This is a genomic window from Arthrobacter sp. SAFR-044, assembly GCF_059414985.1.
This window is the reverse complement of record NZ_JBPFDN010000013.1, coordinates 12561-35334: the sequence shown is the minus strand read 5'-3', so window position 1 is coordinate 35334 and position 22774 is coordinate 12561. Positions and strand designations below refer to the sequence as shown.

Annotated in this window: 24 protein-coding genes; 11 read left to right on the top strand and 13 right to left on the bottom strand. The window is 66.3% G+C overall.

Annotation, left to right across the window (positions count from 1 at the left end; all coding sequences use genetic code 11):
- Positions 1 to 44 precede the first annotated feature (44 nt).
- Positions 45 to 284 (bottom strand): hypothetical protein, encoded by a 240-nt coding sequence (locus ACR65J_RS17535; protein ID WP_440171459.1) that lies wholly within the window; start codon positions 282 to 284, stop codon positions 45 to 47.
- Between the two features lie 119 nt (positions 285 to 403).
- On the opposite strand from ACR65J_RS17535, the gene ACR65J_RS17530 reads away from it, so the two are divergent.
- A complete protein-coding gene (locus ACR65J_RS17530) occupies positions 404 to 892 on the top strand; it encodes an NUDIX hydrolase (protein WP_440171457.1) in 489 nt (162 codons plus the stop codon).
- A gap of 118 nt (positions 893 to 1010) precedes the next feature.
- On the opposite strand, the gene ACR65J_RS17525 is transcribed toward ACR65J_RS17530, so the two are convergent.
- Genes ACR65J_RS17525 through ACR65J_RS17510 form a run of 4 tightly spaced genes read right to left on the bottom strand, consistent with a single transcriptional unit; the run spans position 1011 to position 4560 of the window.
- Positions 1011 to 1415 (bottom strand): universal stress protein, encoded by a 405-nt coding sequence (locus tag ACR65J_RS17525; protein WP_440171455.1) that lies wholly within the window; start codon positions 1413 to 1415, stop codon positions 1011 to 1013.
- A complete protein-coding gene (locus ACR65J_RS17520; RefSeq protein ID WP_440171453.1) occupies positions 1412 to 2959 on the bottom strand; it encodes a tripartite tricarboxylate transporter permease in 1548 nt (515 codons plus the stop codon). The genes ACR65J_RS17525 and ACR65J_RS17520 overlap by 4 nt, the downstream gene beginning before the upstream one ends.
- Positions 2960 to 2968: 9 nt before the next feature.
- Complete coding sequence (locus tag ACR65J_RS17515) at positions 2969 to 3544, bottom strand: tripartite tricarboxylate transporter TctB family protein (protein ID WP_440171451.1); 576 nt, start codon at positions 3542 to 3544, stop codon at positions 2969 to 2971.
- Between the two features lie 5 nt (positions 3545 to 3549).
- Complete coding sequence (locus tag ACR65J_RS17510; protein WP_440171449.1) at positions 3550 to 4560, bottom strand: Bug family tripartite tricarboxylate transporter substrate binding protein; 1011 nt, start codon at positions 4558 to 4560, stop codon at positions 3550 to 3552.
- Positions 4561 to 4709: 149 nt separating this feature from the next.
- On the opposite strand from ACR65J_RS17510, the gene ACR65J_RS17505 reads away from it, so the two are divergent.
- From ACR65J_RS17505 to ACR65J_RS17485, 5 genes are all read left to right on the top strand, one after another.
- Positions 4710 to 5594: a LysR family transcriptional regulator gene (locus ACR65J_RS17505; protein WP_440171594.1), complete on the top strand. Its 885-nt coding sequence runs from the start codon at positions 4710 to 4712 to the stop codon at positions 5592 to 5594.
- A gap of 141 nt (positions 5595 to 5735) precedes the next feature.
- On the top strand, positions 5736 to 6650 hold the full coding sequence (kdgD, locus tag ACR65J_RS17500) for a 5-dehydro-4-deoxyglucarate dehydratase (protein WP_440171448.1): 915 nt from the start codon (positions 5736 to 5738) through the stop codon (positions 6648 to 6650).
- 27 nt (positions 6651 to 6677) lie between these two features.
- Positions 6678 to 8291 carry an aldehyde dehydrogenase (NADP(+)) gene (locus tag ACR65J_RS17495; RefSeq protein ID WP_440171446.1) on the top strand — a complete coding sequence of 538 codons (1614 nt, stop codon included), beginning with the start codon at positions 6678 to 6680 and terminating at the stop codon, positions 8289 to 8291.
- Positions 8288 to 9616: an enolase C-terminal domain-like protein gene (locus tag ACR65J_RS17490; protein ID WP_440171444.1), complete on the top strand. Its 1329-nt coding sequence runs from the start codon at positions 8288 to 8290 to the stop codon at positions 9614 to 9616. The genes ACR65J_RS17495 and ACR65J_RS17490 overlap by 4 nt, the downstream gene beginning before the upstream one ends.
- Positions 9617 to 9711: 95 nt before the next feature.
- Entirely contained in the window at positions 9712 to 11064 is a 1353-nt protein-coding gene (locus ACR65J_RS17485; protein WP_440171442.1) for an MFS transporter, read from the top strand.
- A gap of 103 nt (positions 11065 to 11167) precedes the next feature.
- Here the strand turns inward: ACR65J_RS17485 and ACR65J_RS17480 are convergent, their stop codons facing one another.
- Positions 11168 to 12397 (bottom strand): beta-ketoacyl-[acyl-carrier-protein] synthase family protein, encoded by a 1230-nt coding sequence (locus tag ACR65J_RS17480; protein ID WP_440171440.1) that lies wholly within the window; start codon positions 12395 to 12397, stop codon positions 11168 to 11170.
- 8 nt (positions 12398 to 12405) lie between these two features.
- A complete protein-coding gene (locus ACR65J_RS17475) occupies positions 12406 to 14019 on the bottom strand; it encodes a peptide chain release factor 3 (protein ID WP_440171438.1) in 1614 nt (537 codons plus the stop codon).
- Positions 14020 to 14551: 532 nt separating this feature from the next.
- Here ACR65J_RS17475 and ACR65J_RS17470 point away from each other — a divergent pair.
- Together ACR65J_RS17470 and disA are read left to right on the top strand one after the other, a co-directional pair.
- Positions 14552 to 15085 carry a 2'-5' RNA ligase family protein gene (locus ACR65J_RS17470; protein ID WP_440171436.1) on the top strand — a complete coding sequence of 178 codons (534 nt, stop codon included), beginning with the start codon at positions 14552 to 14554 and terminating at the stop codon, positions 15083 to 15085.
- Between the two features lie 214 nt (positions 15086 to 15299).
- Complete coding sequence (disA, locus tag ACR65J_RS17465) at positions 15300 to 16376, top strand: DNA integrity scanning diadenylate cyclase DisA (RefSeq protein WP_440171435.1); 1077 nt, start codon at positions 15300 to 15302, stop codon at positions 16374 to 16376.
- Positions 16377 to 16466: 90 nt separating this feature from the next.
- Here disA and ACR65J_RS17460 read toward each other — a convergent pair whose 3' ends face one another.
- Positions 16467 to 17174, bottom strand: coding sequence for a hypothetical protein (locus ACR65J_RS17460; RefSeq protein ID WP_440171434.1), 708 nt, complete (start codon positions 17172 to 17174; stop codon positions 16467 to 16469).
- Positions 17175 to 17347: 173 nt separating this feature from the next.
- Here ACR65J_RS17460 and ACR65J_RS17455 point away from each other — a divergent pair, with 173 nt between their 5' ends.
- From ACR65J_RS17455 to ACR65J_RS17445, 3 genes are read left to right on the top strand one after another with little or no spacing between them, the layout of a single operon-like run.
- Entirely contained in the window at positions 17348 to 18268 is a 921-nt protein-coding gene (locus tag ACR65J_RS17455; protein WP_440171592.1) for an iron-sulfur binding domain-containing protein, read from the top strand.
- Positions 18269 to 18327: 59 nt separating this feature from the next.
- A complete protein-coding gene (locus ACR65J_RS17450; protein WP_440171433.1) occupies positions 18328 to 18759 on the top strand; it encodes a DUF3592 domain-containing protein in 432 nt (143 codons plus the stop codon).
- Between the two features lie 28 nt (positions 18760 to 18787).
- Positions 18788 to 19294, top strand: coding sequence for a hypothetical protein (locus tag ACR65J_RS17445; RefSeq protein WP_440171431.1), 507 nt, complete (start codon positions 18788 to 18790; stop codon positions 19292 to 19294).
- Here the strand turns inward: ACR65J_RS17445 and ACR65J_RS17440 are convergent.
- The 5 genes from ACR65J_RS17440 to ACR65J_RS17420 form a co-directional block, all read right to left on the bottom strand.
- Positions 19291 to 19464, bottom strand: coding sequence for a hypothetical protein (locus ACR65J_RS17440; protein ID WP_440171429.1), 174 nt, complete (start codon positions 19462 to 19464; stop codon positions 19291 to 19293). The genes ACR65J_RS17445 and ACR65J_RS17440 overlap by 4 nt on opposite strands.
- A 35-nt stretch (positions 19465 to 19499) precedes the next feature.
- Positions 19500 to 20252, bottom strand: coding sequence for a PTS sugar transporter subunit IIA domain-containing protein (locus ACR65J_RS17435; protein ID WP_440171428.1), 753 nt, complete (start codon positions 20250 to 20252; stop codon positions 19500 to 19502).
- Positions 20249 to 20881: a dihydroxyacetone kinase subunit DhaL gene (dhaL, locus tag ACR65J_RS17430; protein ID WP_440171426.1), complete on the bottom strand. Its 633-nt coding sequence runs from the start codon at positions 20879 to 20881 to the stop codon at positions 20249 to 20251. Before dhaL ends, ACR65J_RS17435 begins: the two co-directional genes overlap by 4 nt.
- A gap of 2 nt (positions 20882 to 20883) precedes the next feature.
- A complete protein-coding gene (gene dhaK / locus ACR65J_RS17425; RefSeq protein WP_440171424.1) occupies positions 20884 to 21885 on the bottom strand; it encodes a dihydroxyacetone kinase subunit DhaK in 1002 nt (333 codons plus the stop codon).
- Between the two features lie 250 nt (positions 21886 to 22135).
- Positions 22136 to 22645: an amino-acid N-acetyltransferase gene (locus ACR65J_RS17420; protein ID WP_440171422.1), complete on the bottom strand. Its 510-nt coding sequence runs from the start codon at positions 22643 to 22645 to the stop codon at positions 22136 to 22138.
- Positions 22646 to 22774 lie beyond the last annotated feature (129 nt).

The window sequence follows — 22774 nt, the reverse complement described above, 5'->3', positions numbered from 1 at the left end:
TGCCTGCCCTGAGTGTCCCAACGGGGTCAGGGCAGGCGCGGCGTTCAGGAGGGGGCGCCGGCCAACCAACTGGAAACGTCACTGCGCAGCACCAGCAGCGGGCCGCCGGTGGCGCTCACGTTGCCGTTGGCCACGTAGTACCCCTTGCCGGACCCCGATCCGCCGGCTGCCCGGTCCAGTGCGTCCACCAGATGCCGCGGCAGGTGGCCCTGCGGACCAAGGCTGCGGAGTTCATCCACTTCATCCGGGGTGAGCCGTCCCAAAACCTCAGCAATGTTGGCCATGAGTGCTCCTTTCGAGCGGAATGCCTGGCAGAGTGCCTGAAGGAATAACCTAGAGCAGCGCCGTGAACTCCACGTTAACGGCGGACGGCAACTGCACTTCCCAACGATCCGGAGATTCAATGCCCATTCGCAGCGCAGGCATCCTGCTGTACCGGCAGGAGCCGGCCACCCCTGCTGGTACCCGGGATGGGCTGCAGGTATGGATAGCCCACATGGGCGGCCCCTTTTGGGCGCGCAAGGACACGCACGCCTGGTCCATTCCCAAGGGCGAGTATGCAGACGGCGAGGACCCGCTGGCCGCAGCACTGCGCGAGTTCGCAGAGGAGATGGGGACTGCCGCCCCGGAGGCCGAATACAGGCTCCTTGGCGAGTTCCGGCAATCCTCGGGAAAGCTCATCACCGCCTACGCAGCGCAGGCTGAGTTCACCCCGGAGGTCATCAACAGCAACACTTTTCCACTGGAATGGCCCAAGGGTTCCGGCAGGATCCAGCACTACCCGGAGATTGACGACGCCCGCTGGTTCCCGGAGCAGCAGGCCAGGCTCAAACTCGTGAAGGGCCAACTGCCCATCCTCGATGCACTGGTTGAAAATCTGGCAACCACATAGATCGTCCGATTAAACGCGGACCGGGCCGGCAACCCCGCGAGGTTCCCGGCCCGGTCTGCCTTTAAGCCCCTCCTGCCTTGTGGGGGGACGGTCTGCATTGAGTAGGCAGCGCCGCCGGCTAAGAGCGTGCGCCGTCAGCTTTGACCGCCAGCACCGGCCGGTCCGCCTGCATGAGGATCTGCTGGGCGTGGCTGCCAAGGATGAACTTGCCCACCTGGGTGCGGTGCCGGAGGCCGATCACGATCAGTGAGGCATCCACCTCCCGGGCCACGTCCAGGAACTCGTCGGCGAGGTCATGTTCGTAGGGCGGCTGGATGACAGTGGCGGTGACGCCCGCGTCTGCGGCCTTCTTCGCTGCCTGCGCCAGCACATCTTCCGGTGCCACGGATTTGTCCACCAGTGCACCCTGGCGGGCGGAGTTCACGATGTACAGATCCTTCTGCCGGAGCTGCGCTTCAGCGATGCCTGCAGCGAGGGCCGCCTCCCCGGCCGGGGTGGGAACGAACCCGACGATGATGCTCATACCTTCTCCTTGATGTTCTGGTTGGTGACGTTCCCGGCTGTGGCGGCTGCCGCCGTCGTGCCCTTACGCTTGGCGACCATGCTGCGGACGCCGGGCAGCACGGCCACCAGGACAAAGACCACCAGCAGGGTTGCCGAGATGGGGCGGGTAAAGAATCCAGTGGGGTCGCCGCCGAAGACCAGCAGCGAGCGCCGCAGCGAGCTCTCCAGCAGTTCACCCAGGACGAATGCGAGGACCAGCGGACCCGGTTCGAAGCCGAACTTCTTCATGAGATAGCCCAGCACGCCGAAGAACACCACGAGGGCTACGTCGAACATGCTGTTGTTGATGGTGTAGGCGCCCAGCAGCGTAATCAAGGCGGTGATAGGTGCGAGGATGGCTGCCCGGACGCGGAGGATGCGGACGAAGATGCCCACCAGCGGCAGGCTCATGATCAGCAGCAGGATGTTGCCGATGTACATGGAGTTGACCACGCCCCAGAACAGGTCCGGGTTTTGCTCCACCAGCTGCGGGCCCGGGGTGACACCCTGGATCAGCAGCGCACCGAACATCAGGGCCATGGTGGCGTTGGCGGGAATGCCCAGCGTCAACAGCGGAATGAACGACGACGTTGCTGCCGCGTTGTTGGCCGTTTCCGGACCTGCCACGCCTTCGGGGGCTCCCTTGCCGAAGCGTTCCGGATGCTTGGCGCGCTTCTTTTCCATGGCGTAGGAGGCCATGGATGCGATGGTGGCGCCGCCGCCGGGCAGGATACCCAGGAAGAAGCCCAGCACGGAGCCGCGGGTGATGGCACCGGACGCGTGCTTGAGGTCCGTCTTGGAGGGCCAGACGTTGGAGACCTTCGACGGCGCCTTGGCAGCGCGGTGCCGTTCCTCGAGGTTGTAGAGGATCTCGCCCAGGCCGAAGAGGCCCATCGCGATGGGCACGAAGTCGATGCCGTCAGCGAGCTGGAGGTTGCCGAAAGTGAAGCGGCTTTCGCCGGTGAAGACGTCCCTGCCCACGGTGGCGAGCAGGAGTCCGACGCTCGCCGCGATGAGTGCCTTGGCCTTGGAGCCGCCGCTGATGGTGGCCACCAGCAGGATGCCCAGCATCGCAAGGGCGGAGTATTCCGCGGGCCCGAAGTCGAGGGCGAACCCCGCTACGACCGGAGCCAGGAAGGTCAGTCCGATGATGGCGGCGGTTCCCCCGATGAAGGAGCCGATCGCCGCCAGGCCCAGCGCTGTGCCGGCCTTGCCCTGCCTGGCCATTTGGTAGCCGTCGAAGACGGTGACCACCGACGACGCCTCGCCGGGGAGCCGCAGCAGGACGGAGGTGATGGTGCCGCCATACTGGGCGCCATAGAAGATGCCTGCCAGCATGATGATCGCGGTGACGGGCTCCACGCTGTAGGTCAGCGGGAGCAGGATGGCGATGGTGGCAGCCGGTCCCAGCCCGGGCAGCACGCCGATGAGCATGCCGATCACCACGCCGATCAGGCAGTAAAGCAGGTTCATCGGTTCCAGGACGACTGAAAAACCGTTAATCACGGGATTGAAGAAATCCACGGTGGTCTCCTAGAAGAGGTGGGGAATGGACGTGCCGAGGGCAAGGACGAAAATCCCGTAGAACGCCGCAACGACAATCGCACTGACCAGGAGGGTTGAGCGCCAGGTTTCATTGCCCAGGAACTTCATCCAGATGATGCACAGGATGAGCGAAGGGATCTCAAAGCCGATGGCGGCCATGAGTGCGACCATCGCGGCCAGCGTGACGAGGCCGGTGAGCGGGGCGAAGGAGAGCCTGGTGAATTTCTCCGCGTCCCGGTTGTGGCGGCCCCACACCAGCTGGAAGATGGCCAGGGCCACCATCACGCAGCTGGTCAGGAAGGGCCACAGCCCCGGTTCGGGCTTCTCCGGTGTGCCAAGGCCCATGGCAACGGACAGGGCCAGGGCACCGAGTCCGACGCCGAGCACCACCAGGGAGGAGGCCGCGTTGGCGAGCGGCCCTGCGGCGGGAGGCTTTTCCTCCTCCCACTGCGCAGCCAGTTCTTCGGGGGTCAGGGCTTCGGGCATCTCATCCGGGCCGTCCCCGGCGGGCTGCCGGCCGGAGCTTCCGCCCGGCCCGGCAGCCACTGCTGGAGTTGATTCCATGGCGGTTACTTGTTCCCGCCAAGGCTGATGCCGTACTTCTCCACCAGGGACTTGTACTTCGCGGCGTAGTCCTTCCACTGCGTGCGAACTTCCTCGCCGGAAATCTCCTTGGGCGTCAGGAGGTTCTTCTTGTTGAACTCCTGGTAGGCATCCGTTTTGAAGGTGTCCTTGAATGCCGCAGCGAGCTTGTCCTTGACGTCCTGGGGTGTGCCCTTGGGGGCCGCGACGGCACGGTACTGCGCCACTGGAACGTCGTAGCCCGCTTCCTTGGCGGACGGGACGTCAGGCAGGAAGCTGTTCCGCTCTTCGGAGAAGACCAGCAGGGGCGCTACCTTTCCGGCCTGGATCTGCGCCATGGCCTCGCCGAGCTGGACAGTGGCCAGCTCAACCTGGTTGCCCAGCACGGCGGTCAGCGCCGGCTTGCCGCTGTCGAACGGCACATCGGTTCCCTGCACGCTGGCCTGCTTGAACAGCACGGTCTGCGCCAACTGGCTGCCCGTGCCCACGCCGGTGGTGCCAAACGTAATGTTCCGGCCTGCGGAGGTGACGTCCTTGAAGCTCTTGAATCCCGAGCCCTGGCTGGCGACCAGCACGTAGTCGTCCTGCGAAAGGCCGGTGATGATATCCAGGTCATCAAGGTTGACGGCCTCGTCCTTGCTCACCGCAAGGGGGGTAATGGTGATCAGGGAGGCCGTAAGGAGGACCAGTTCCTGGCCGTCGGCAGGTTTTCCAGCTACTTCCTTTGTGGCCAAGGCACCGTTGGCCCCCGGCTTGTTGACCACCGGCATTGGGGCGCCCAGCGTCTTCGCTGCGCCATCTGCAAGCGCCCTGGCGATAAGGTCGGTGCTTCCGCCGGCTGCCTGGCCCACCGTCATTGTTACGGGCCCCGAGGGGTACTTGGAGGAATTGCCGGCCGCGGTTCCGCCGGCAACGTTGCCGCCGCAGGCCGTCAGTGCCAGCAGGGTGAAAGCCGACGCCGTTCCAAGGACGGCGCGGCGGGACGGGAAGTGCATCATTGGAACTCCTAGGTGCAAGTGCAGGTGCGGGCTGGGACGCCCGGACAACTGTGAAGGGGGTCACCCCGCTTCACAGTTGTCGAGTGTAGGGAGCAGCTATGATGCCTGTCTAAGCCCATATCTGCATCATTTGATACCCGGAAGGCATGATGTTTACTTTTGACCAGCTGGCTGGCTTTATCGCCGTTGCAGAGGAGCTCCACTTCGGACGGGCAGCCGAGCGGCTGAACATGACGCAGCCCCCGCTGAGCCGGCAGATCCAAAAGCTCGAGAAGATCGTGGGGGCCGAACTTCTGGAACGGGACAACAGGAAGGTGGAACTGACCTCCGCCGGCCGCACATTCCTGGAGGAGGCCCGCCGGCTCATGGCACTGGCGGAAAGGGCCCCCGTGACAGCGCGGCGGATTGCGTCAGGGAAGTCGGGCGTCCTGCGCATAGGCTTCACCGCCGCCAGCGGCTTCAGCATCCTGGGCCCGCTGCTGGAGGAACTTTCGAACATCATTCCGGATGTCGAGATCGAACTGCAGGAACTGGTGACTGGAGACCAGCTGGCAGGCCTGGTGACCGGCGAACTGGACCTGGGACTTGCCAGGCCTCCGTTCGACACGGAGACGTTCGACTCCCACCTGCTTTACCGGGAATCCATGGTGCTGGCCGTACCCGAGGGCCACCGCCTCACCCTGCTGGGCCGGGTCATCACCGCCGACGACTTCAGCGACGAGCCCCTGATCATGCATTCACCCACGCAGGCCCGCTACTTCTACGACCTGGTGGTCCGCATGCTCCCCATCCGGCACACCAACGCAGTGCACACCGTCAGCCAGATCCTCACCATGGTGTCGCTCGTGGCAGCCAAGCGCGGACTGGCCTTCGTCCCGCACTCCGCCACCCTGCTCGGCATCCGCGGAGTACAGTTCCTTCCGCTGGAGGGCGGGGACCATGAGCAGGTGGAACTGCATGCCCTGTGGAACCGCCGGATCACCAATCCCGCTCTGTCACGGCTCCTGAAAGATCTTGAGTTCGCCATGGAGTGAACTTTCCCGCGGCCGACACTATGCAGTAAAGGTATCAATAAATACAAAATTGCACTTAGACAGGCATCGGACACGCTTCTACTGTGGGAGGGAACCACCACCCCTGCCGCCGCGCGGCGCACACATCCGAAGGACCACACCGTGGCAAAGTACACTCCCCGCGAACTGGCGGACACCCTCAAGGAAGGCCTGCTCTCCTTTCCTGTCACCTCGTTCGATGCAAACCTGCAGTTCGATGAGGAGAACTACCGCAAGCACCTGGCATGGCAGGCCAGCTTCCCGGTGGCCGGCCTTTTCGCAGCAGGCGGCACCGGCGAAGGCTTCTCCCTCACCCCCGCGGAGTCAGAACGGGTAGTGCGCACCGCCGTCGAGGAAGTGGGCAGCCGCGTGCCGGTCCTGGCCTCCGCAGGAGGTTCCACCGCCCAGGCCATCGAAAACGCAAAGGCCGCCGAAGCGGCCGGCGCAGAGGGCATCCTCCTCCTGCCGCCGTACCTGACCGAAGCAGACCAGGACGGACTGGTGGAGCACGTCAGCGCCGTCTGCAGCTCAACCTCGCTGGGCGTCATTATCTACAACCGCGCCAATGCCATCTACAAGGACACCACCGTGGCAACCCTTGCAGAGCGCCACGAAAACCTGATCGGTTTCAAGGACGGCGTGGGCGACCTCGAGCACGACGCCCGTGTCTACGCCAAGCTCGGCGACCGCCTGTTCTACCTTGGCGGACTTCCCACCGCCGAAACCTTCGCCCTGCCCCTGCTGCAGCTGGGCATGAGCACCTACTCCAGCGCCATGTACAACTTCGTCCCGCAGTTCGCCCTGGACTTCTACCAGGACGTGCGCAACAACGACCGCGCCGCAGTCAACAAGAAGCTCAACGACTTCGTCATCCCTTACCTGGACATCCGCGACCGTGTAAAGGGCTACTCTGTGTCCATCGTCAAGGGCGGCCTGGATGCCATCGGCCGGTCAGCGGGCCCCGTCCGCACACCACTGCAGAACCTGGCACCGCAGGACCTCGAAGACCTTAAAGCCCTCATCGACGTCATTTCGTAGCCGTCACCGAAGACACAGGAGCACCCCATGACCCTCACCGGACATTCACTCATTGCCGGCCAGCCGGTTATCGGCGACGGCAAGACCACCACCGGATTCAACCCGGCCACCAACGAGGCCCTCGAGCCCGCCTACACGCTGGTCACCGAAGAGCAGCTCACGACGGCGACCCGCGCCGCTGCGGATGCGTTCGCCTCCTTCAGCACCCTGGACCCGGACACCCACGCCGCGTTCCTTGAGTCCATTGCGAACAACATCGAGGCCATCGGCGAGGAGCTCATCACCCGCGCCGGACAGGAAACCGGCTTGCCGGCAGCCCGGCTGCAGGGTGAACGCGCCCGCACCACAGGCCAGCTTCGCCTCTTCGCCGCAGTCGTCCGCCAGGGCGACCACCGCGGTGTCCGCATCGACCCCGCCATCCCCGACCGGGCACCCCTGCCCCGCGCGGACATCCGCCAGCGACAGGTCCCGCTTGGCCCGGTTGCGGTGTTCGGCGCCAGCAACTTTCCGCTTGCCTTTTCGACGGCGGGCGGGGACACGGCGTCGGCCCTCGCCGCAGGCTGCCCGGTGGTGTTCAAGGCCCACAACGCCCACCCCAGCACCAGCGAACTCGTCGGCCAGGCTGTGACCAAAGCGGTCAAGGAGCACGGCCTGCACCCCGGCGTGTTCTCCCTGATCTACGGCCCCGGCTCCAGCATCGGCCAGGCGCTCGTGGCGGACCCCGCCATCAAGGCGGTCGGGTTCACCGGCTCCCAGTCGGCCGGCATCGCCCTCATGCGCACCGCCGCCAACCGGCCCGAACCCATCCCCGTCTACGCCGAAATGTCCTCGCTGAACCCCGTCTTCGTCTTCGAAGGCGCCCTCACCGGCGGCCCCGAAAGCATCAACGCCCTCGCGAAGCAGTACGTCACGTCCGTCACCGGAAGCTCCGGCCAACTCTGCACCTCCCCCGGCCTCCTGTTCGCCCCCGCCGGCGAGGCCGGTGACAAACTCGCTGCCGCCGTCGGACGCGCCGTCGCAGCCTGCGCGGGACAAACCATGCTGACCGCGGGCATTGCCGGCTCCTGGAACACCGGCACCGAGGCACTCAGCGCCGCGGACGGCGTCGAGCTCCTCGGCCAAGGCACTCCGGGCGCCACCGAGAATGCCCCCGCTCCGGCGATCTTCGGCACCGGCGTGGACCAGTTCGTGTCCAACCACGTCCTGCACGAGGAAATCTTCGGCGCCGCCTCCCTGGTGATCCGCTACAACACCATCGAGGACCTGGGCCAGGCTGCCGCCCGGATCGAAGGCCAGCTCACCGCGTCCCTGCACCTGACCGAACAGGACTACGCGACGGCGGCACCCCTAATCCCCGTCCTCGAAGAGAAAGTGGGCCGCATCATCGTCAACGGCTGGCCCACCGGCGTCGAGGTCGGCCACGCCATGGTCCATGGCGGCCCCTTCCCCGCCACCTCCGACTCCCGAACCACCTCCGTCGGAACCCTCGCCATCCACCGCTTCCTGCGGCCGGTGGCGTACCAGAACCTCCCCCAGGAACTCCTCCCCCAGCCCCTCCAGGATTCCAACCCCTGGCACCTGAACCGCCGCATCGACGGCGACATGGTCCCCGCAGCAGAGAAAGCAGACGTCAGCGCATGAGCACCCAGCCCACCATTGCAGGCATCGAGGTGGTGCCCGTCGCCGGCCACGACAGCATGCTGATGAACCTCAGCGGTGCGCACGGCCCGTTCTTCACCCGCAACGTGGTCATCATCACCGACTCCGAGGGCCGGACAGGCCTGGGCGAAGTTCCCGGCGGAGAGAAAATCCGCGCCACCATCGAGGAAGCCGGTGCCCGGATCAAAGGCAAGCCGGTGGCCCGGTACCGTTCGCTCCTGCGGGAGATCACGGCGGAGTTCGCCGACCGTGATGCCGGTGGCCGTGGTCTCCAGACCTTCGACCTGCGCACCACCGTCCACGCCGTAACGGCCGTCGAATCCGCCCTCCTGGACCTGCACGGCCAGTTCCTCGGCGTTCCGGTGGCGGAACTGCTGGGTGACGGGCAGCAGCGCAGCTCTGTCCCGATGCTCGGCTACCTGTTCTTCGTGGGCGACCACAAGCGCACCGACCTGCCCTACCTGGTGGAGGAATCGCCGTCGGACCGCTGGGAGATACTCAGGCGCCAGGAGGCCATGACTCCGGAGGCCGTCGTCGCCCTCGCCGAAGCTGCCCAGGAACGCTACGGCTTCAGCGACTTCAAGCTCAAGGGCGGCGTGCTGTCCGGCCACGCCGAAGTGGACGTGGTCACCGCCCTCGCCACGCGCTTCCCGGACGCCCGCGTCACGCTGGACCCCAACGGCGGCTGGCTCCTGGAAGAAGCCGTCCGGCTGGGCAAGCGGATGCAGGGTGTCGTGGCGTACGCGGAGGATCCCTGTGGCGCGGAAGGCCGCTTTTCGGGGCGGGAGGTCATGGCCGAGTTCCGCCGCGCCACCGGCCTGAAGACCGCAACGAACATGATCGCCACGGATTGGCGCGAAATGTCGCACGCAGTCCGCAGCAACGCCGTGGACATCCCGCTGGCGGATCCGCACTTCTGGACCATGCACGGCTCCGTGCGCGTGGCGCAGCTGTGCAACGAGTTCGGCCTGACCTGGGGCTCGCACTCAAACAACCACTTCGATATCTCACTGGCAATGTTCACCCACACCGGTGCGGCTGCCCCGGGTGAAATCACTGCGCTGGACACGCACTGGATCTGGCAGGACGGGCAGGGCCTCACCAAGGAGCCGCTGCAGATCAAGGGCGGCGCCATCGAGGTCCCTGCCAAGCCCGGGCTCGGCATCGAACTGGACCGCTCAGCCCTTGACAGAGCCCACCAGCTGTACCTTGAGCACGGCCTGGACGCGCGTGACGACAGCGTCGGCATGCAGTACTACATCGACGGCTGGTCCTTCGACCCCAAGCGGCCCTGCCTGGTCAGGTAACACCCCGCAGGTAACAAGCGGTCCGTTAACAAGCCGGTCCGGTACATTTCTCCAAGGCCCCCGCCTTGGCTGCCCCATCCCAAAGGAAACACTCAATGAAGTCTGTGGACAACGCCGTCCTGGACCTGGCATCCGCCACCAGGAAGTTCTTCAAGCGCGTACTCCCCATCATGCTGGTCATGCTTGTCTGCAACCAGCTGAACCGCTCCAACATCGGCTACGCCCAGGACCACCTTCAGGCCGACGTGGGCATCGGCGCCGCCGCGTATGGTTTCGGTGCCGGCCTGTTCTTCATCGCATACGCGATTTTCGAGCTCCCCAGCAACGTGATGATGGAAAAATACGGTGCCAGGGTCTGGCTGACCAGGATCATGGTCAGCTGGGGCATCGTGTCATTCCTCATGGCCTTCGTACAAAACGAAACCATGTTCTACGTCCTGCGGTTCCTGCTGGGCGCCGCTGAAGCCGGCTTCTTTCCGGCCGTCATCTTCTACTTTGCCCGCTGGGTCCCGGCAGGCCAGCGCGGGAAGGCGACAGCCGTCTTCATCGCCGGGTCTTCCGTTGCAGCTGCCATCTCGGGTCCCATCGCAGGCATGTTGCTGAACCTGAACGGCGCCCTGGGGATGCACGGCTGGCAGTGGCTCTTCGGCTTCGAAGGTGTTCTGTCGGTGCTGGTGGGCATCGTGGTGTTCTTCCTGCTCGACGCAAAGATCGAGGATGCCAAGTGGCTCGATTCCGCCGAGAAGGATGCGCTGTCGCGGGCCATCAGGGCAGAAGATGAAGCGCACACGAAGGCAGACACCGGGAAGGTCAACCGCTGGAAGATGCTCCTGAACCCGCAGATCCTGCTCCTGTGCGGCATCTACTTCGCCATCCAGCTGTCCATTTACGCCAACACCTTCTGGCTGCCCAGCATCGTCAAACGGATCCCCGGGACCACCGATCTTTCAGCCGGATTCCTGTCCTCCATCCCCTGGATCTGCGCCGTGTTCGCCATGTACTTCGCTGCGAAGTGGCAGGACAAGGCCAGGTCAAGGAAGCCGCTGTTGGTGGTTGCGCTCCTGGTGGCCGCCGCCGGCACGTACGCAGCGGCTGTGGCGTCGCCTGTCCTGGCGCTGGTGTTCCTGGCCGTCGCCGCGATGGGCTTCAAGAGCGCGTCTCCCCTGTTCTGGACCATTCCGCAGTCCGGCCTGCACCCGCTGGTCCTGGCCCCGGCCATCGCCATCATCAACTCGCTGGGCAACCTGGGCGGATTCGTGGCGCCGTTCGGATTCGGCATCATCAAGGAACAGACCGGCAGCGTCATTCCCGGGCTCTTCGCCCTGGCCGCCGCTTCCGCGGTGGCCGCCGGGCTCGTCTACTTCCTGAAGGAACGCCGCCCGGGCGGCCCGGCGGAGGTGGAATCCCAGGATCAGGACGTCGAGGCGGCAGTCCCAGCCCGCGCCTGACCCTCTCCTCATCAAAAACCGCTGCATCCGGGACCGCCGGAACGGTCCGGGAACGCCGATCAGGTACGGCGATCCCACCGTTCCGGCGTTTCCGGCGTTTTGGCTAGCTTCCCGCGATCACCAGGGCGACGCTGTGTCCACCGAAGCCGAAGGCATTCACCAGCCCTGCACGCAGGGATCCGGCAGGCAGGCCCCGGGAGGTTTCCGTCACGACGTTAAGGTGCACTTCAGGGTCCAGCGCCTCGACGTTCAGCGTGCCGGGCAGTTGGCCGGTGCGCAGGGCTTCGAGGACAACGACGGCGGCCAGCGCTCCGGCGCCGCCCAGCAGGTGGCCGGTGTGGCCCTTGGTGGAGGTGACGGGAACGTCCGCGCCGAAGACGGCGCTGATCGCCTGGCCTTCCAGGCGGTCGCCCACGGGAGTGGAGGTGGCGTGGGCGTGTACGAACCCGATCTCCGCAGGCTCCATCCCGGCCGATTCCAGTGCCTTCTGCATGACGCGGCGCTGCATCACGGGATCTGCGGCCACGATGTCGTTCGCATCGGAGGTCACCGCTCCCCCGGCCACGGCCCCGAGGACGGCAGCACCGCGGGCACGCGCATGCTCTTCGCTCTCCAGCACCACCACTGCGGCGCCTTCCGCGAGCACAAAGCCGTCCCGGCCGCCGTCGAACGGGCGCGAGGCTGCCTGTGGATCGCCCGGGCGCGTGGACAGCGCGCGGATCTGGGAAAAGCCGCTGATCACCAGGTCGTTGACGGAGGCGTCCACGCCGCCGGCGATCACGACGTCGGCAGCGCCGGAGCGGATCAGCTCGGCTGCCTGGACAATCGCCTCAGCCCCGGAGGCACAGGCGCTGACAGGGGTCCGGGCGCCGCCGCGGGCACCCAGGTCGATGGAGACCCAAGCGGCGGGGCCGTTAACCATCAGCCGGGTGAGCGTGTGGGGCGACACCTTGCGCGGGCCTGACTGGTTCAGCGTGCGGTCCTGCTCAATGGTGGAGCCCAGGCCGCCGTAAGCGGAACCAATAACCACCGCGAACCGCTCGGGATCAACCTCGGGGCTGCCGGCCTGGACCCATGCCTCCCGGGCCGCCACCAGCGCCAGCTGGCCGCAACGGTCCATCCGCTTCATTTCGCGGGTACTGAGGTGCTCCGAAAGGTCGGCAGTGATTTGCCCGGCGATTTTGACCGGCAGCTGCCCGGCCCAGTCCTGGTCCAGCGCCGTGATCCCGGAGCGCCCTTCAAGCAGGGCCTCCCAGGTTTCCTTGACCGTAGTGCCGAGCGGGTTAATGGTGCCGGCACCGGTGACGACGGCGCGGGGTGCAGGAGTGTTCACGGATTGCCTTACTTAGCCGGGTTGTGCGTGCCGATGGGCACGAGGGTCAGGTCCGGGTGGTTCTTTTCGATCCGTCGCAGCGCCCAGACGTCGTTGAACAAGGCGAGGTACTCGCCGTCGGACCGCAAAAGCACCTCCGCGCCCGGCACGTTGGCCAGCGCGGGCATGGCATCCGCCGTCGAAATCCTCGCCAGCGAGTAGGGCAGGCGTTCCAGGCGCATGGGGGCGCTGAAATCGTGGGCCATGCGGTCCTCCACCACTTCGAACTGCATGGGCCCGACGGCGGCAAGCACCGGCGCCTGGTCGCCGCGGACGTCGGAGCGGAGCACCTGGATGACGCCCTCGTGTTCGAGCTGCTCGATGCCTCGGCGGAACTGCTTGAACTTGCTGGGGTCCTTGGACCGGGCCACCTGGAAGTGCTCGGGGGCAAACAGCGGGATGGCCGGGTATTCCACGGCGTCCTCGAGGAAGAGGCTGTCGCCCACGCGCAGGGACGAGGCGTTCACCAGGCCCACCACGTCACCGGGATACGCCTCGTCGATGACTTCGCGTTCCCGGCCGAACACCTGCTGGGCGTACTTGGTGGCGAAGGACTTGCCGGTCCGGGTCTGGGTGACCACCATGCCGCGCTCGAAGACCCCTGAGCAGACGCGGATGAAGGCCACGTGGTCGCGGTGGGCCTTGTTCATGCCGGCCTGCACCTTGAACACGAAGCCGGAGAACGGCGACTCGACCGGGCGTGGGGTGCCGTCCACGTCAGGGCGCGGGGATGCCGGCGGCGCGAAATCCACCAGGGCGTCCAGGATTTCCTTGACGCCGAAGTTCAGGGCGGCGGAGCTGAACAGGATGGGGGTGGCCTTTCCGGCATGGAAGGCGTCGACGTCGAACTCCAGGTTGGACTCGATCACCAGTCCGGCCTCGTCCACGGCGTCGGACCAGTTGCTGCCCTGGCTTTCCGCGGCTTCCTCAGGGGTGAAGTACTCGGTGATGGCGATCTGGGCGCCCGCGTTGTTGCGCTGGAACCTGGCGAAGCGGTCGTTGCGGAGGTCCCAGACGCCGCGGAAGTCGCCCGAGATGCCCACGGCCCAGGTCAGCGGCATGGGCTGCAGACCGGTTCGTTCGGTGATCTCGTCCATCAGCGCCAGGGCGTCCAGGCCGGGCCGGTCCCACTTGTTGATGACGGTGATGATGGGCAGGTTGCGCTGCTTGCAGACCTCGAAGAGCTTCATGGTCTGGGTTTCCAGGCCCTTGGCGGCATCCACCAGCATTACGGCGCAGTCGACGGCGGCGAGCACCCGGTAGGTGTCCTCGGAGAAGTCGGCGTGGCCGGGGGTGTCCAGGAGGTTGATGACCGTGTCCCGGTAGGAGAACTGAAGCGCCGCCGAGCTGATGGAGATGCCGCGGTCTTTTTCCATCTGCATCCAGTCGGAGACGGTTTCCTTGCGGTTCGCCTTGCCGCTGGAAGCGCCGGCGGTGCCAATGACCTTGGCATGCAGGGCCAGGGCCTCGGTGAGCGTGGACTTGCCGGCGTCCGGGTGTGAGATGACTGCAAAGGTCCTGCGGCGGCCGGCCTCTTTGTGGATACCGGAGATCCGGGCGGGGGTCAGGACATCTTGGGACACGGTGTTACCTTCGCTGCGGTTGTGGCTGCCCAGGGGCCTTTCGGGTACTGCGCTGCGACTCGAGGGCGGGGAATGTGATTGGCAAACGGCCAAAATACAAGTTTATCGCAGGGCAGCAAACCGGCACGGGCCGTGCTTAACGCGGGCGAAACCGAACGTTCAAAGCCGCGAAATGCCGGACGGTTAGCTTGGGCGCATGATGCATGGCGCCACTTTCTCCGGCAACCTTTTCTTTGATCCGCTGGCTACCAACTTGGCAGCGAACGTGCTCACGAACGCGGAAGCGGGCCTTGGCAAGCCAACCCAGGCACCGACGCCGCCCTTTCCTTCCGGAACATCCCGGAAGCGTGGGATTCAGACAGCGGCAGAGCACAGGGCGCTCCGGGCCGCGTCCCTTTCGAAAGTCAGCAGGGATCTGGAACGGATGCTCAGGGAGCGCAGGTGCTGAGGACTCCGGCGCCGCGGCCCAGCTTTCCCGGCGCGCACCATAGCCCTTGGCGGTAGGCGCCGTGGGTAACGGCATGATGTGTTCATGCGCAGCATCGAACTGGTCTTTGACCATCTCACCTACGCCCTCATCAGGGCCGACTGGGTGCGGCTCGAGGCCGCCGGCCTCCCGAGCCTGGCAGCGCATGCTTCCCCGAGCAACAGCCCGCACATCACGCTTGCCGCAGGCGTGGACCTGCAGGCCGGACAGGAAGGGCCTTGGCAGCAACTGCCGATGGATGTCGCGTTTTCCGGCGCCATCATATTTCCCGCAGGCGCCGGCAAGTATGTGCTGGCCCGGTCGGTCCTGTTGACCATTCCCCTGCTGGACCTGCACCGGCACCTGCACCAAGGCCTCGTGGGCGCCTTGCCGGTGACGCTGCCGGGAGCCTGGACGCCGCACGTGACGATCTCCCGCCGCATCCCCGGCCATCAGCTCGGGACGGCCATGGACCTGCTGGACCTGCGTATCGAGGGCCGCTGTACGGCAGCACGGCTGTGGGACAGCAGCACCAAAAAGGTCACGCCCCTGGGCGGCACTTCCTCAGCGGCCACCCCGGACCGGCGCCACAATGAGTGAAAGTGCCTCCCCCGCATGATGCCCGAGGTGTATTTTTCCGGCCTGTCCGGACACCCCCTAATGGGGCACTTTGGGGCTTGCCCGTGCGGAACTTGGGCTTCTTGCCCCTATCATTGAGCTTGCGGGAATCAGAGCACTTTCTTGATCCTGCCGGCCACCTGCAGATGCCGGCATTCCTGCGGGCGGCGGTCCGCACCTTTGAAGGGAAAAACCTATGGCGCGGAGCCCCGAAGAATCGCTGAGGGCCACTCTGGGCAGGGTTGCACCCGGAACTCCACTTCGCGACGGCCTCGAACGGATCCTCCGGGGGCGCACCGGCGCACTGATCGTCCTGGGCTCCGACCGCACCATCGATTCCATCTGCTCCGGCGGATTCGATATCGGCATCGAGTTCTCGCCCACCCGGCTGCGGGAACTGGCCAAGATGGACGGCGCCATCATCTGCGACAAGGATGCGGGCAACATCCTGCGCGCGGCCGTCCAGCTGGTCCCGGACTCAAGCATCGAAACCCAGGAGTCAGGTACGCGCCACCGCACGGCGGAACGGGTGGCCAAACAGACCGGGGTGCCGGTCATTTCCGTGAGCCAGTCCATGCAAATCATCGCCCTTTACGTCAATGGTCTCCGGCATGTCCTGGAGGGTTCCGAAAACGTCCTCGCCCGCGCCAACCAGGCGCTCGCCACCCTGGAGCGGTACCGTGCACGGCTGGACCAGGTCACCAGTTCGCTGTCGGCCCTGGAAATCGAGGCGATGGTGACGGTGCGGGACGTCGCCGTGACCCTCCAGCGGCAGGAAATGGTCCGCCGCATTTCCGAGGAAATCTCCCAGTATGTGCTGGAACTGGGCGAGGACGGACGGCTCCTCTCCCTGCAGCTCGACGAGCTCACCGTGGGCAGGGGCCCCGGCAGCGACGTGATCATCCGCGACTACGCCAGCCCCAACGCGTCCGCGGACGACATCGACAAGGCCGTCCATGAACTGGTCAGCCTGGGCCCCACGGAACTGATCGACCTTGGCAAGATCTCCGCGATTGTGGGGTTTGCGGGCGGCGAAGCCAATCTCGACGCAGTGGTCCAGCCCCGCGGCTACCGGCTGCTGTCCGGCCTCAAGGCAGTCCCCAAGGCCGTGGCAGACCGCCTGGTGGACCATTTCGGGGGCCTGCAGTTCCTGATGGCCGCCACCATTGATGACCTCATGACCGTTGACGGCATCGGCGACCAGCGCGCCCGCACCGTCCGCGAGGGCCTCAGCCGGATGGCCGAGGCAAGCCTCCTGGACCGCTTCCTCTAGACTCCCCGGGATAACACCCATCGATTGCTCCGTAGTTGTCGTTACGGAGCCTGAAAACGACAGTTAGACAGCAATCGATGAAGCAGCAGCTCAGTTCAGCTGGAAGACGGCCTTGGGGCTGGCCCGGGAACCCAGCTTTGCAGTGAAGATGTAGTACGCCCCGCCGCCGCCCGGGGCCGCAGCCACGGCCTTGCAGCCATCGGCGCTGCGGTTCCGGCTCCACGGGAAGTTGGCGGTTTCGCTGGCACCGGGCGCGATCACCTTCAACAGGTCCTCGCTCGACGCCTGGCAGTCCTTCGAAGAGAAGATCCGGTCGGAGCCGCTGGTCACCAGGAACTCCATCTGCGACGTTCCAATGTTGACTTCACAGGGGACGGTGCCGCCGTTGGTCACCTTCAGCGTGAGCAGCGGGTTTTCCCCCGGGCCGTAGGCGGGCTTGTCCGTGGCAGCCGAGACGGTCACCAGGTTCTGGTTGCAGGTGGGCGTCGCCGGGGCACTGGGCGACGGCGTGGCGGACGGGGTTGCCGACGCGGAAGCAGAGGGGGTGGCCGCGGCAGACGGGGTGGCTGCGGCGCCGGGCGACGGAGTATCGGAAGAAGTTGCAGTGGAGGATGCCTGCTGCGAACCGCCCCGGAAGGCGCCGGCGAGCGCGAAACCGCTGACCACCAGCACGATCACCAGCAGGAGCGCGCCGCCGGCAACCAGCCGGCGGCGGCGGTACACGGCGGCGCTCGGTTTCCGGACGCTGCTGGAACCCGATGCCGTGCCGCGTGCTGGTGAATCGCCTTGCCTGCCCATCCTCCTAGGCTATGGAACGCCGCCGCTTCTGCCCTGCCACCACGCCGCCGTGCCCGCATCGCTCTGGTCACAACCCGGTTTGCGGCCCGCCCGAACCCATCCATTACAGTGTTGGCATCGACACTCAAACCTCCCCCGCAAAGCACGCCCCGGCGGACCCCTCCGGCCTCGAGCTGCTCCACCACCGCATCAACGGCTGGTTCGCCGGCATCGCCCGCGACCTGCCCTGGCGCGAGCCCGCCTGCTCCCCTTGGGGCGTACTGGTCAGCGAGATCATGCTGCAGCAAACTCCGGTGGTCCGGGTGCTCCCCGTCTGGCACGAGTGGCTCAAGCGCTGGCCCACCCCCGCCGGGCTCGCGGGCGAACCGGCAGGGGAAGCCGTCCGCTCGTGGGGCCGGCTGGGCTACCCCCGCCGTGCCCTCCGGCTGCATGCCGCAGCAACGGCGATCGTGCAGGACCACGGCGGCAAGGTCCCGGACACCTACGCCGAGCTGCTGGCCCTTCCCGGGGTGGGCAGCTACACCGCCGCCGCCGTGGCAGCGTTCGCGTACGGCCGCCGGGAAACGGTGGTGGACACCAACATCCGCAGGGTGCACGCCCGGCTGGTTTCCGGCGTCGCGCTTCCCGCCCCGGCGCTGACCGCGGCGGAGATGCGCCTGGCCACTGCCCTGTTGCCGGACGACGACGAAACCTCCGTGCGCTGGAACGCTGCAGTCATGGAGCTTGGGGCTTTGGTGTGCACGGCCCGGGCGCCGAAGTGCGCCGCCTGCCCGGTCAAAGACTCCTGTGCGTGGCTGGCGGCGGGTGAGCCCCCGCCGTCGTACGTTCCCAAGGGACAGGCGTGGCACGGCACTGACCGCCAGGTCCGCGGCGCCGTGCTGGCCGTTCTCCGGCTGGCGGAATCGCCCGTGCCGCCGGACATGTTCCACCGTGAACCCGCTGACCTTGGCTTTGCCCCGGAAGGAATCGGCGTGCCGCTGGCCGCGCTGCACCGGCTCGATTCCGCCCCGGAACAGCTGGAGCGGGCGCTGGCGGGGCTGCTGGCGGACGGGCTGGCAGAGATGCACGACGGCGGCTACCGGCTCCCAGCCTGACCACCGGCCGGGCGGGCCCGGGATGGCATACTTCTTGGTGACCGGAACCGGGGGAAGCCATGAAGACCATCCTGTACATCGTCTGGGCGCTGTTTGTTGCCGCGGCGATATTTTCGCTGCTCCATGCGTCGCGCCGGACCAAGCGGCAGGAACAACAGATGGCGTCCTGGCCCAAGGCGGAGGCAACCGTGACCGGCAGTGCAACCGGCTGGACCAGCGGCGTGGGCGGTTCCAGCCGGAACCTGCGCTACTTCCCCACGTACCAGTTCACCGATCCGCGAGGCACCCTCTTCATGGGCAAGTCCGAAATCTCCGACGTGGAGCAGCCCGTGCCGGGTTCGCTGATCGAAGTGGCCTACAACCCGGTGAACCCCAATGAATCGCTCCAGGTGTCCTCGGAGCCGCGTACGGCCATGGGCTTTCTGATCGCGTTTTTCGCTGTCTTCGCCGTCGCTTCGTTCTGGTTCATCGGCATTTTCCCAATGGGCTGACCGTCACGGTGGCGCGTAGCCTGAAGGCATGCACAAGGCCGGACTCGTGGTGGCACTGGTGGTGGCCACAACGCTCATTTCCGCCTGCGGCCCCGTCGGCAGCGCCTGCCCGGCAATTGCCCAAGCCACCGCTGTCACAGTGACAGTCACCGCTGACTATTCCTCGCATGTGCGTACGCTCCACCTGCGGGCCTGCCAGGACGGCACCTGCAAAGAGGCCGACGTCGAACTGCGGCCCGGCAGCTCCTCCGTTGACCAAGGATGCACGCAAGAGGGCGCCTGTTCGGCTACGTCTTCTCCCGACGGCACCAAGGTGGCGACGCTGATGCTGGAGACCCTGACGGAATCACCCATGACGGTGACCGCTTCCGGGACGGTTCCTGACGGCACAGCGCTTCCTGCCCGCACCCTGGAGTTCCGCCCGCAGGCGCTGTATCCGTTCGGTGAGCAGTGCGGGAAGTTCCTGTCGGCATCACTCACCCTGGATGCCGAGGGGCTGCACCAGCAGCCGGCGTCCCAAAAGGCGCGGGGCTAGAAAAGCGCGGGCTGGGTGAAGGTTCCGTCCTCGGAAGCTCCAGCCGCGGGGCCGCTGCCCACCGGTCCAGCGCTCCAGTTGAAGCCCAGTTCAGCCAGCAGTTCCTCCACGGAGAGTTGGCCGTCCAGCACTTCGATCTCCTGGGTGTTGTCTGCAAGCGGCCGTTCCATGCCATCGAGCTTATTCCCAGGAACGGCCAGGGAGCTCAGGGCTCGCCGAAGCCGGCCTCCACCAGGCCGCCAACGTACTCCACCGCCCGTTCCGCGTCCACGCCCCACGCTTCCACATGCAGCACAGTGCCCTTGCCGGCACCCAGGGTCATCAACCCGGTCATGGACGCGCCATCCACGCCGTTGATGGTGACTTCAGCATCAAGTGAGGCCAGGCCACCTGCAACTTTGGCAGCAGGCCGGGCATGCATGCCGGCCTGGTTCACCAACTCGAAGTCGCCAGTGGAGTCCGGTGGGGCGCTGCTGACAGGCTCTTGTCCGGCTTCCGCCCCGCCCGGCTCCGGTTCGTGCGCCGGACCCCGCACGCCTTCGGCCGCCTTAAGGACCGCGCGCACGTCCGCTCCCCCCTGCGCGGCGACGGCCGCGGCCACCAGGCCTTCCACCAGCGGGGCGTCTGCGAGCAGGACGCCTGCCGGACTTTCCAGGAACTCGAGCGCCGATTCCGCGGTCATCACGGCTGATCCCAGGTCCGTGAGGATCACCGTGCCAGTTACCCCGGTGCCATCCCCGCCGGCCTGCCCTGAAGATTCTCCGCCAGCCTGTTCCCCGGCGTGTTCGCCCGCCTTTTCCAGTGCGGCGAGCACCTTTTCCAGGCTGGTACCGATCCTGCCGTCGTCGGTGCCGCCTGCCGGCAGGATCATCACGTCAGGTGCCATCTGGGCGGCAAGCTCCACGGCGCCGTCGGCAATTTTTTCGCTATGGGACACCACAACGATGCTGACGGTCACGCAGCCGCCCCGACGGCGGCGCGCAGGATCAGCGCGCTGGACACTGCTCCCGGGTCCCGGTGGCCTGCACTGCGTTCGCCAAGGTAGCTGGCTCGGCCTTTCCGCGCCACCATGGGGTCGGTGGACACAGCCCCCGCCTCGGCGGCCTCGGCGGCGGCCACCAGGACGCTGAGGACGTCCGTGCCGCTGCCGTCGGCTGCCGCCCGGGCAGCATCAACTGCCGGCGTCCATGCATCCACCATGGTCTTGTCCCCGGACTCCGCTTTGCCCCGCGCCACGATGCCGTCCCGGGCCGCCTCCAGGGCGTTGGCCCAGGCGGTGGGATCGATCTCGGCGGAATCACCCAGCGCGGTGGCGGCGCGAAGGAACGCTGTTCCGTAAAGGGGGCCGGCAGCGCCGCCCACCTTGGACATCAGGGTCATGGCGGTCATCTTCAGCGCCGCCCCCGGTGTTTCGGGCGTGGATTCGCCGAGCTTGGCAAGGACCGCCTGGAAGCCGCGGTCCATGTTCTCGCCGTGGTCCGAGTCGCCGATGGCGCGGTCAAGTTCGATGAGTTCAACGCGGTGTTCAGCCATGGCCTGCGCGCACAGGGTCAGCCACTTGACGGCCCAGTTGGCATCCAGCACCACGGCTACACGCCCCAGCGCAGGGCGGGGGTGTGCACGGGGGCGTCCCACAGTTCCGTGAGCTCGTCATCGAGCCGGAGGACCGAGATGGAACAGCCCTGCATCTCCAGCGCGGTGATGTAGTTGCCCACCAGCGAGCGTTCCACCGTGGCGCCTGCGTCGGCCAGCACCTGCACCGCCCGCCGGTACACGATGTAGAGCTCGCTTAGCGGGGTGCCGCCCATGCCGTTGACGAACAGCAGCACTTTGTCACCGGACGCGACCTTCAGATCGGCGAGGACGGGTTCCAGCAGGCGGTTGGTGATGTTGTCCGCGTTTTCCATGGGGATCCGGTGCCTGCCGGGTTCGCCGTGGATGCCGATGCCGATCTCGATCTCGTCCTCGGCAAGGTCGAAACTTGGCGTGCCTGCGTGCGGCACCGTGCAGGCCGAAAGCGCAACGCCCATGGTCCTGACATTGGCGTTGACCCGTTCGCCGATGGCGGCCACGGTATCGAGGTCATCTCCGCGCTCGGCAGCGGCGCCGGCGATTTTCTCCACGAGCACTGTGCCGCCCACCCCCCGGCGGCCGGCGGTGTACAGCGAGTCCTCCACGGCAACGTCGTCGTTGACCAGCACGGTGCGGACGCTCACGCCCTCCGCCTCGGCCAACTCGGCGGCGGTCTCGAAGTTCAGGACGTCGCCGGTGTAGTTCTTAACGATATGCACGACGCCGGCACCTGAGTTGACTGCGAGGGTGGCGGGAAGGATCTGGTCCGGCGTAGGTGAGGTGAACACCGCCCCGGGCACGGCAGCGTCGAGCATGCCCCGCCCCACGTAGCCGGCGTGCAGCGGTTCGTGGCCACTGCCGCCGCCTGAAACCAGCCCCACCTTGCCGGCCACCGGCGCGTCCTTGCGCGTGACGTAGATAGGGTCTTCGCTGACGGTGACCAGGCCGGCGTGGGCCAGGCCAAAACCCTGGACAGCTTCCTGGACAACGGATTTGGGATCGTTGATGAGTTTCTTCATGGCGGTGCTCCTGGCTGTGCTCCTGAAGGATGTGTTTCCGACCCTACTACCGGGATCGCAGCTGGCGGTAGGTTCCTGGGGCCCGGGTTTTCCGGCCGCTTCCCACTGCGTCTGATCCCGGACGCAGCAAAGGGACAGCCCCCAATGACTGTCCCTTTCCTGAGGCCCCCCACATCCCGGCCTCAAGAAGTTTATCCATCAATTCGAATAAAGCCAACAGGGGCGTGCCATCCCCTTCCGGACTGAGCCCCTAAAGGGTGCGGATCATGCGGGTGTTCCCAAGGGTGTTCGGCTTGACGCGCGCGAGGTCCAGGAATTCGGCCACACCTTCGTCGTGCGAGCGCAGAAGCTCCGAATACACATCCGGATCCACTGCCGACTGGTCCGCCATGACCTCGAAGCCGTGGCGCTTGAAGAAGTCCACCTCGAAGGTAAGGCAGAAGACCCGGGACACGCCGAGCGCCCGGGCCTCCTCCAGCAGACTTTCCACCAGGACATGGCCCACGCCCTTGCCGCGCCATTGCCCCGAGGCTGCGAGGGTGCGGATTTCGGCGAGGTCTTCCCACATGACGTGCAGGGCACCGCAGCCGATCATTTCGCCGTCGCTGGACTCGGCAATGCGGAACTCCTGGAGGCTCTCGTAGTACGCCACCGTCTCCTTCGCCATGAGGATGCGCTCCTCGGCCAGGGGCGCCACCAGCTTCTTGATGGCGGGGACGTCGCTGGTGCGGGCTGGGCGGATGTGGAAGGAGTCGGTCACAAAGCCATCCTACGAGGCGAAGGCTTCCGGCTCGGGGACTGCGGCATTTACCGCGTGCTCGCTCGTCCCTCGCTTAGACGCACGCTACGTAAATGCCCCAGCCCCCTTCGCCTCGCAATCTTCCCCGGC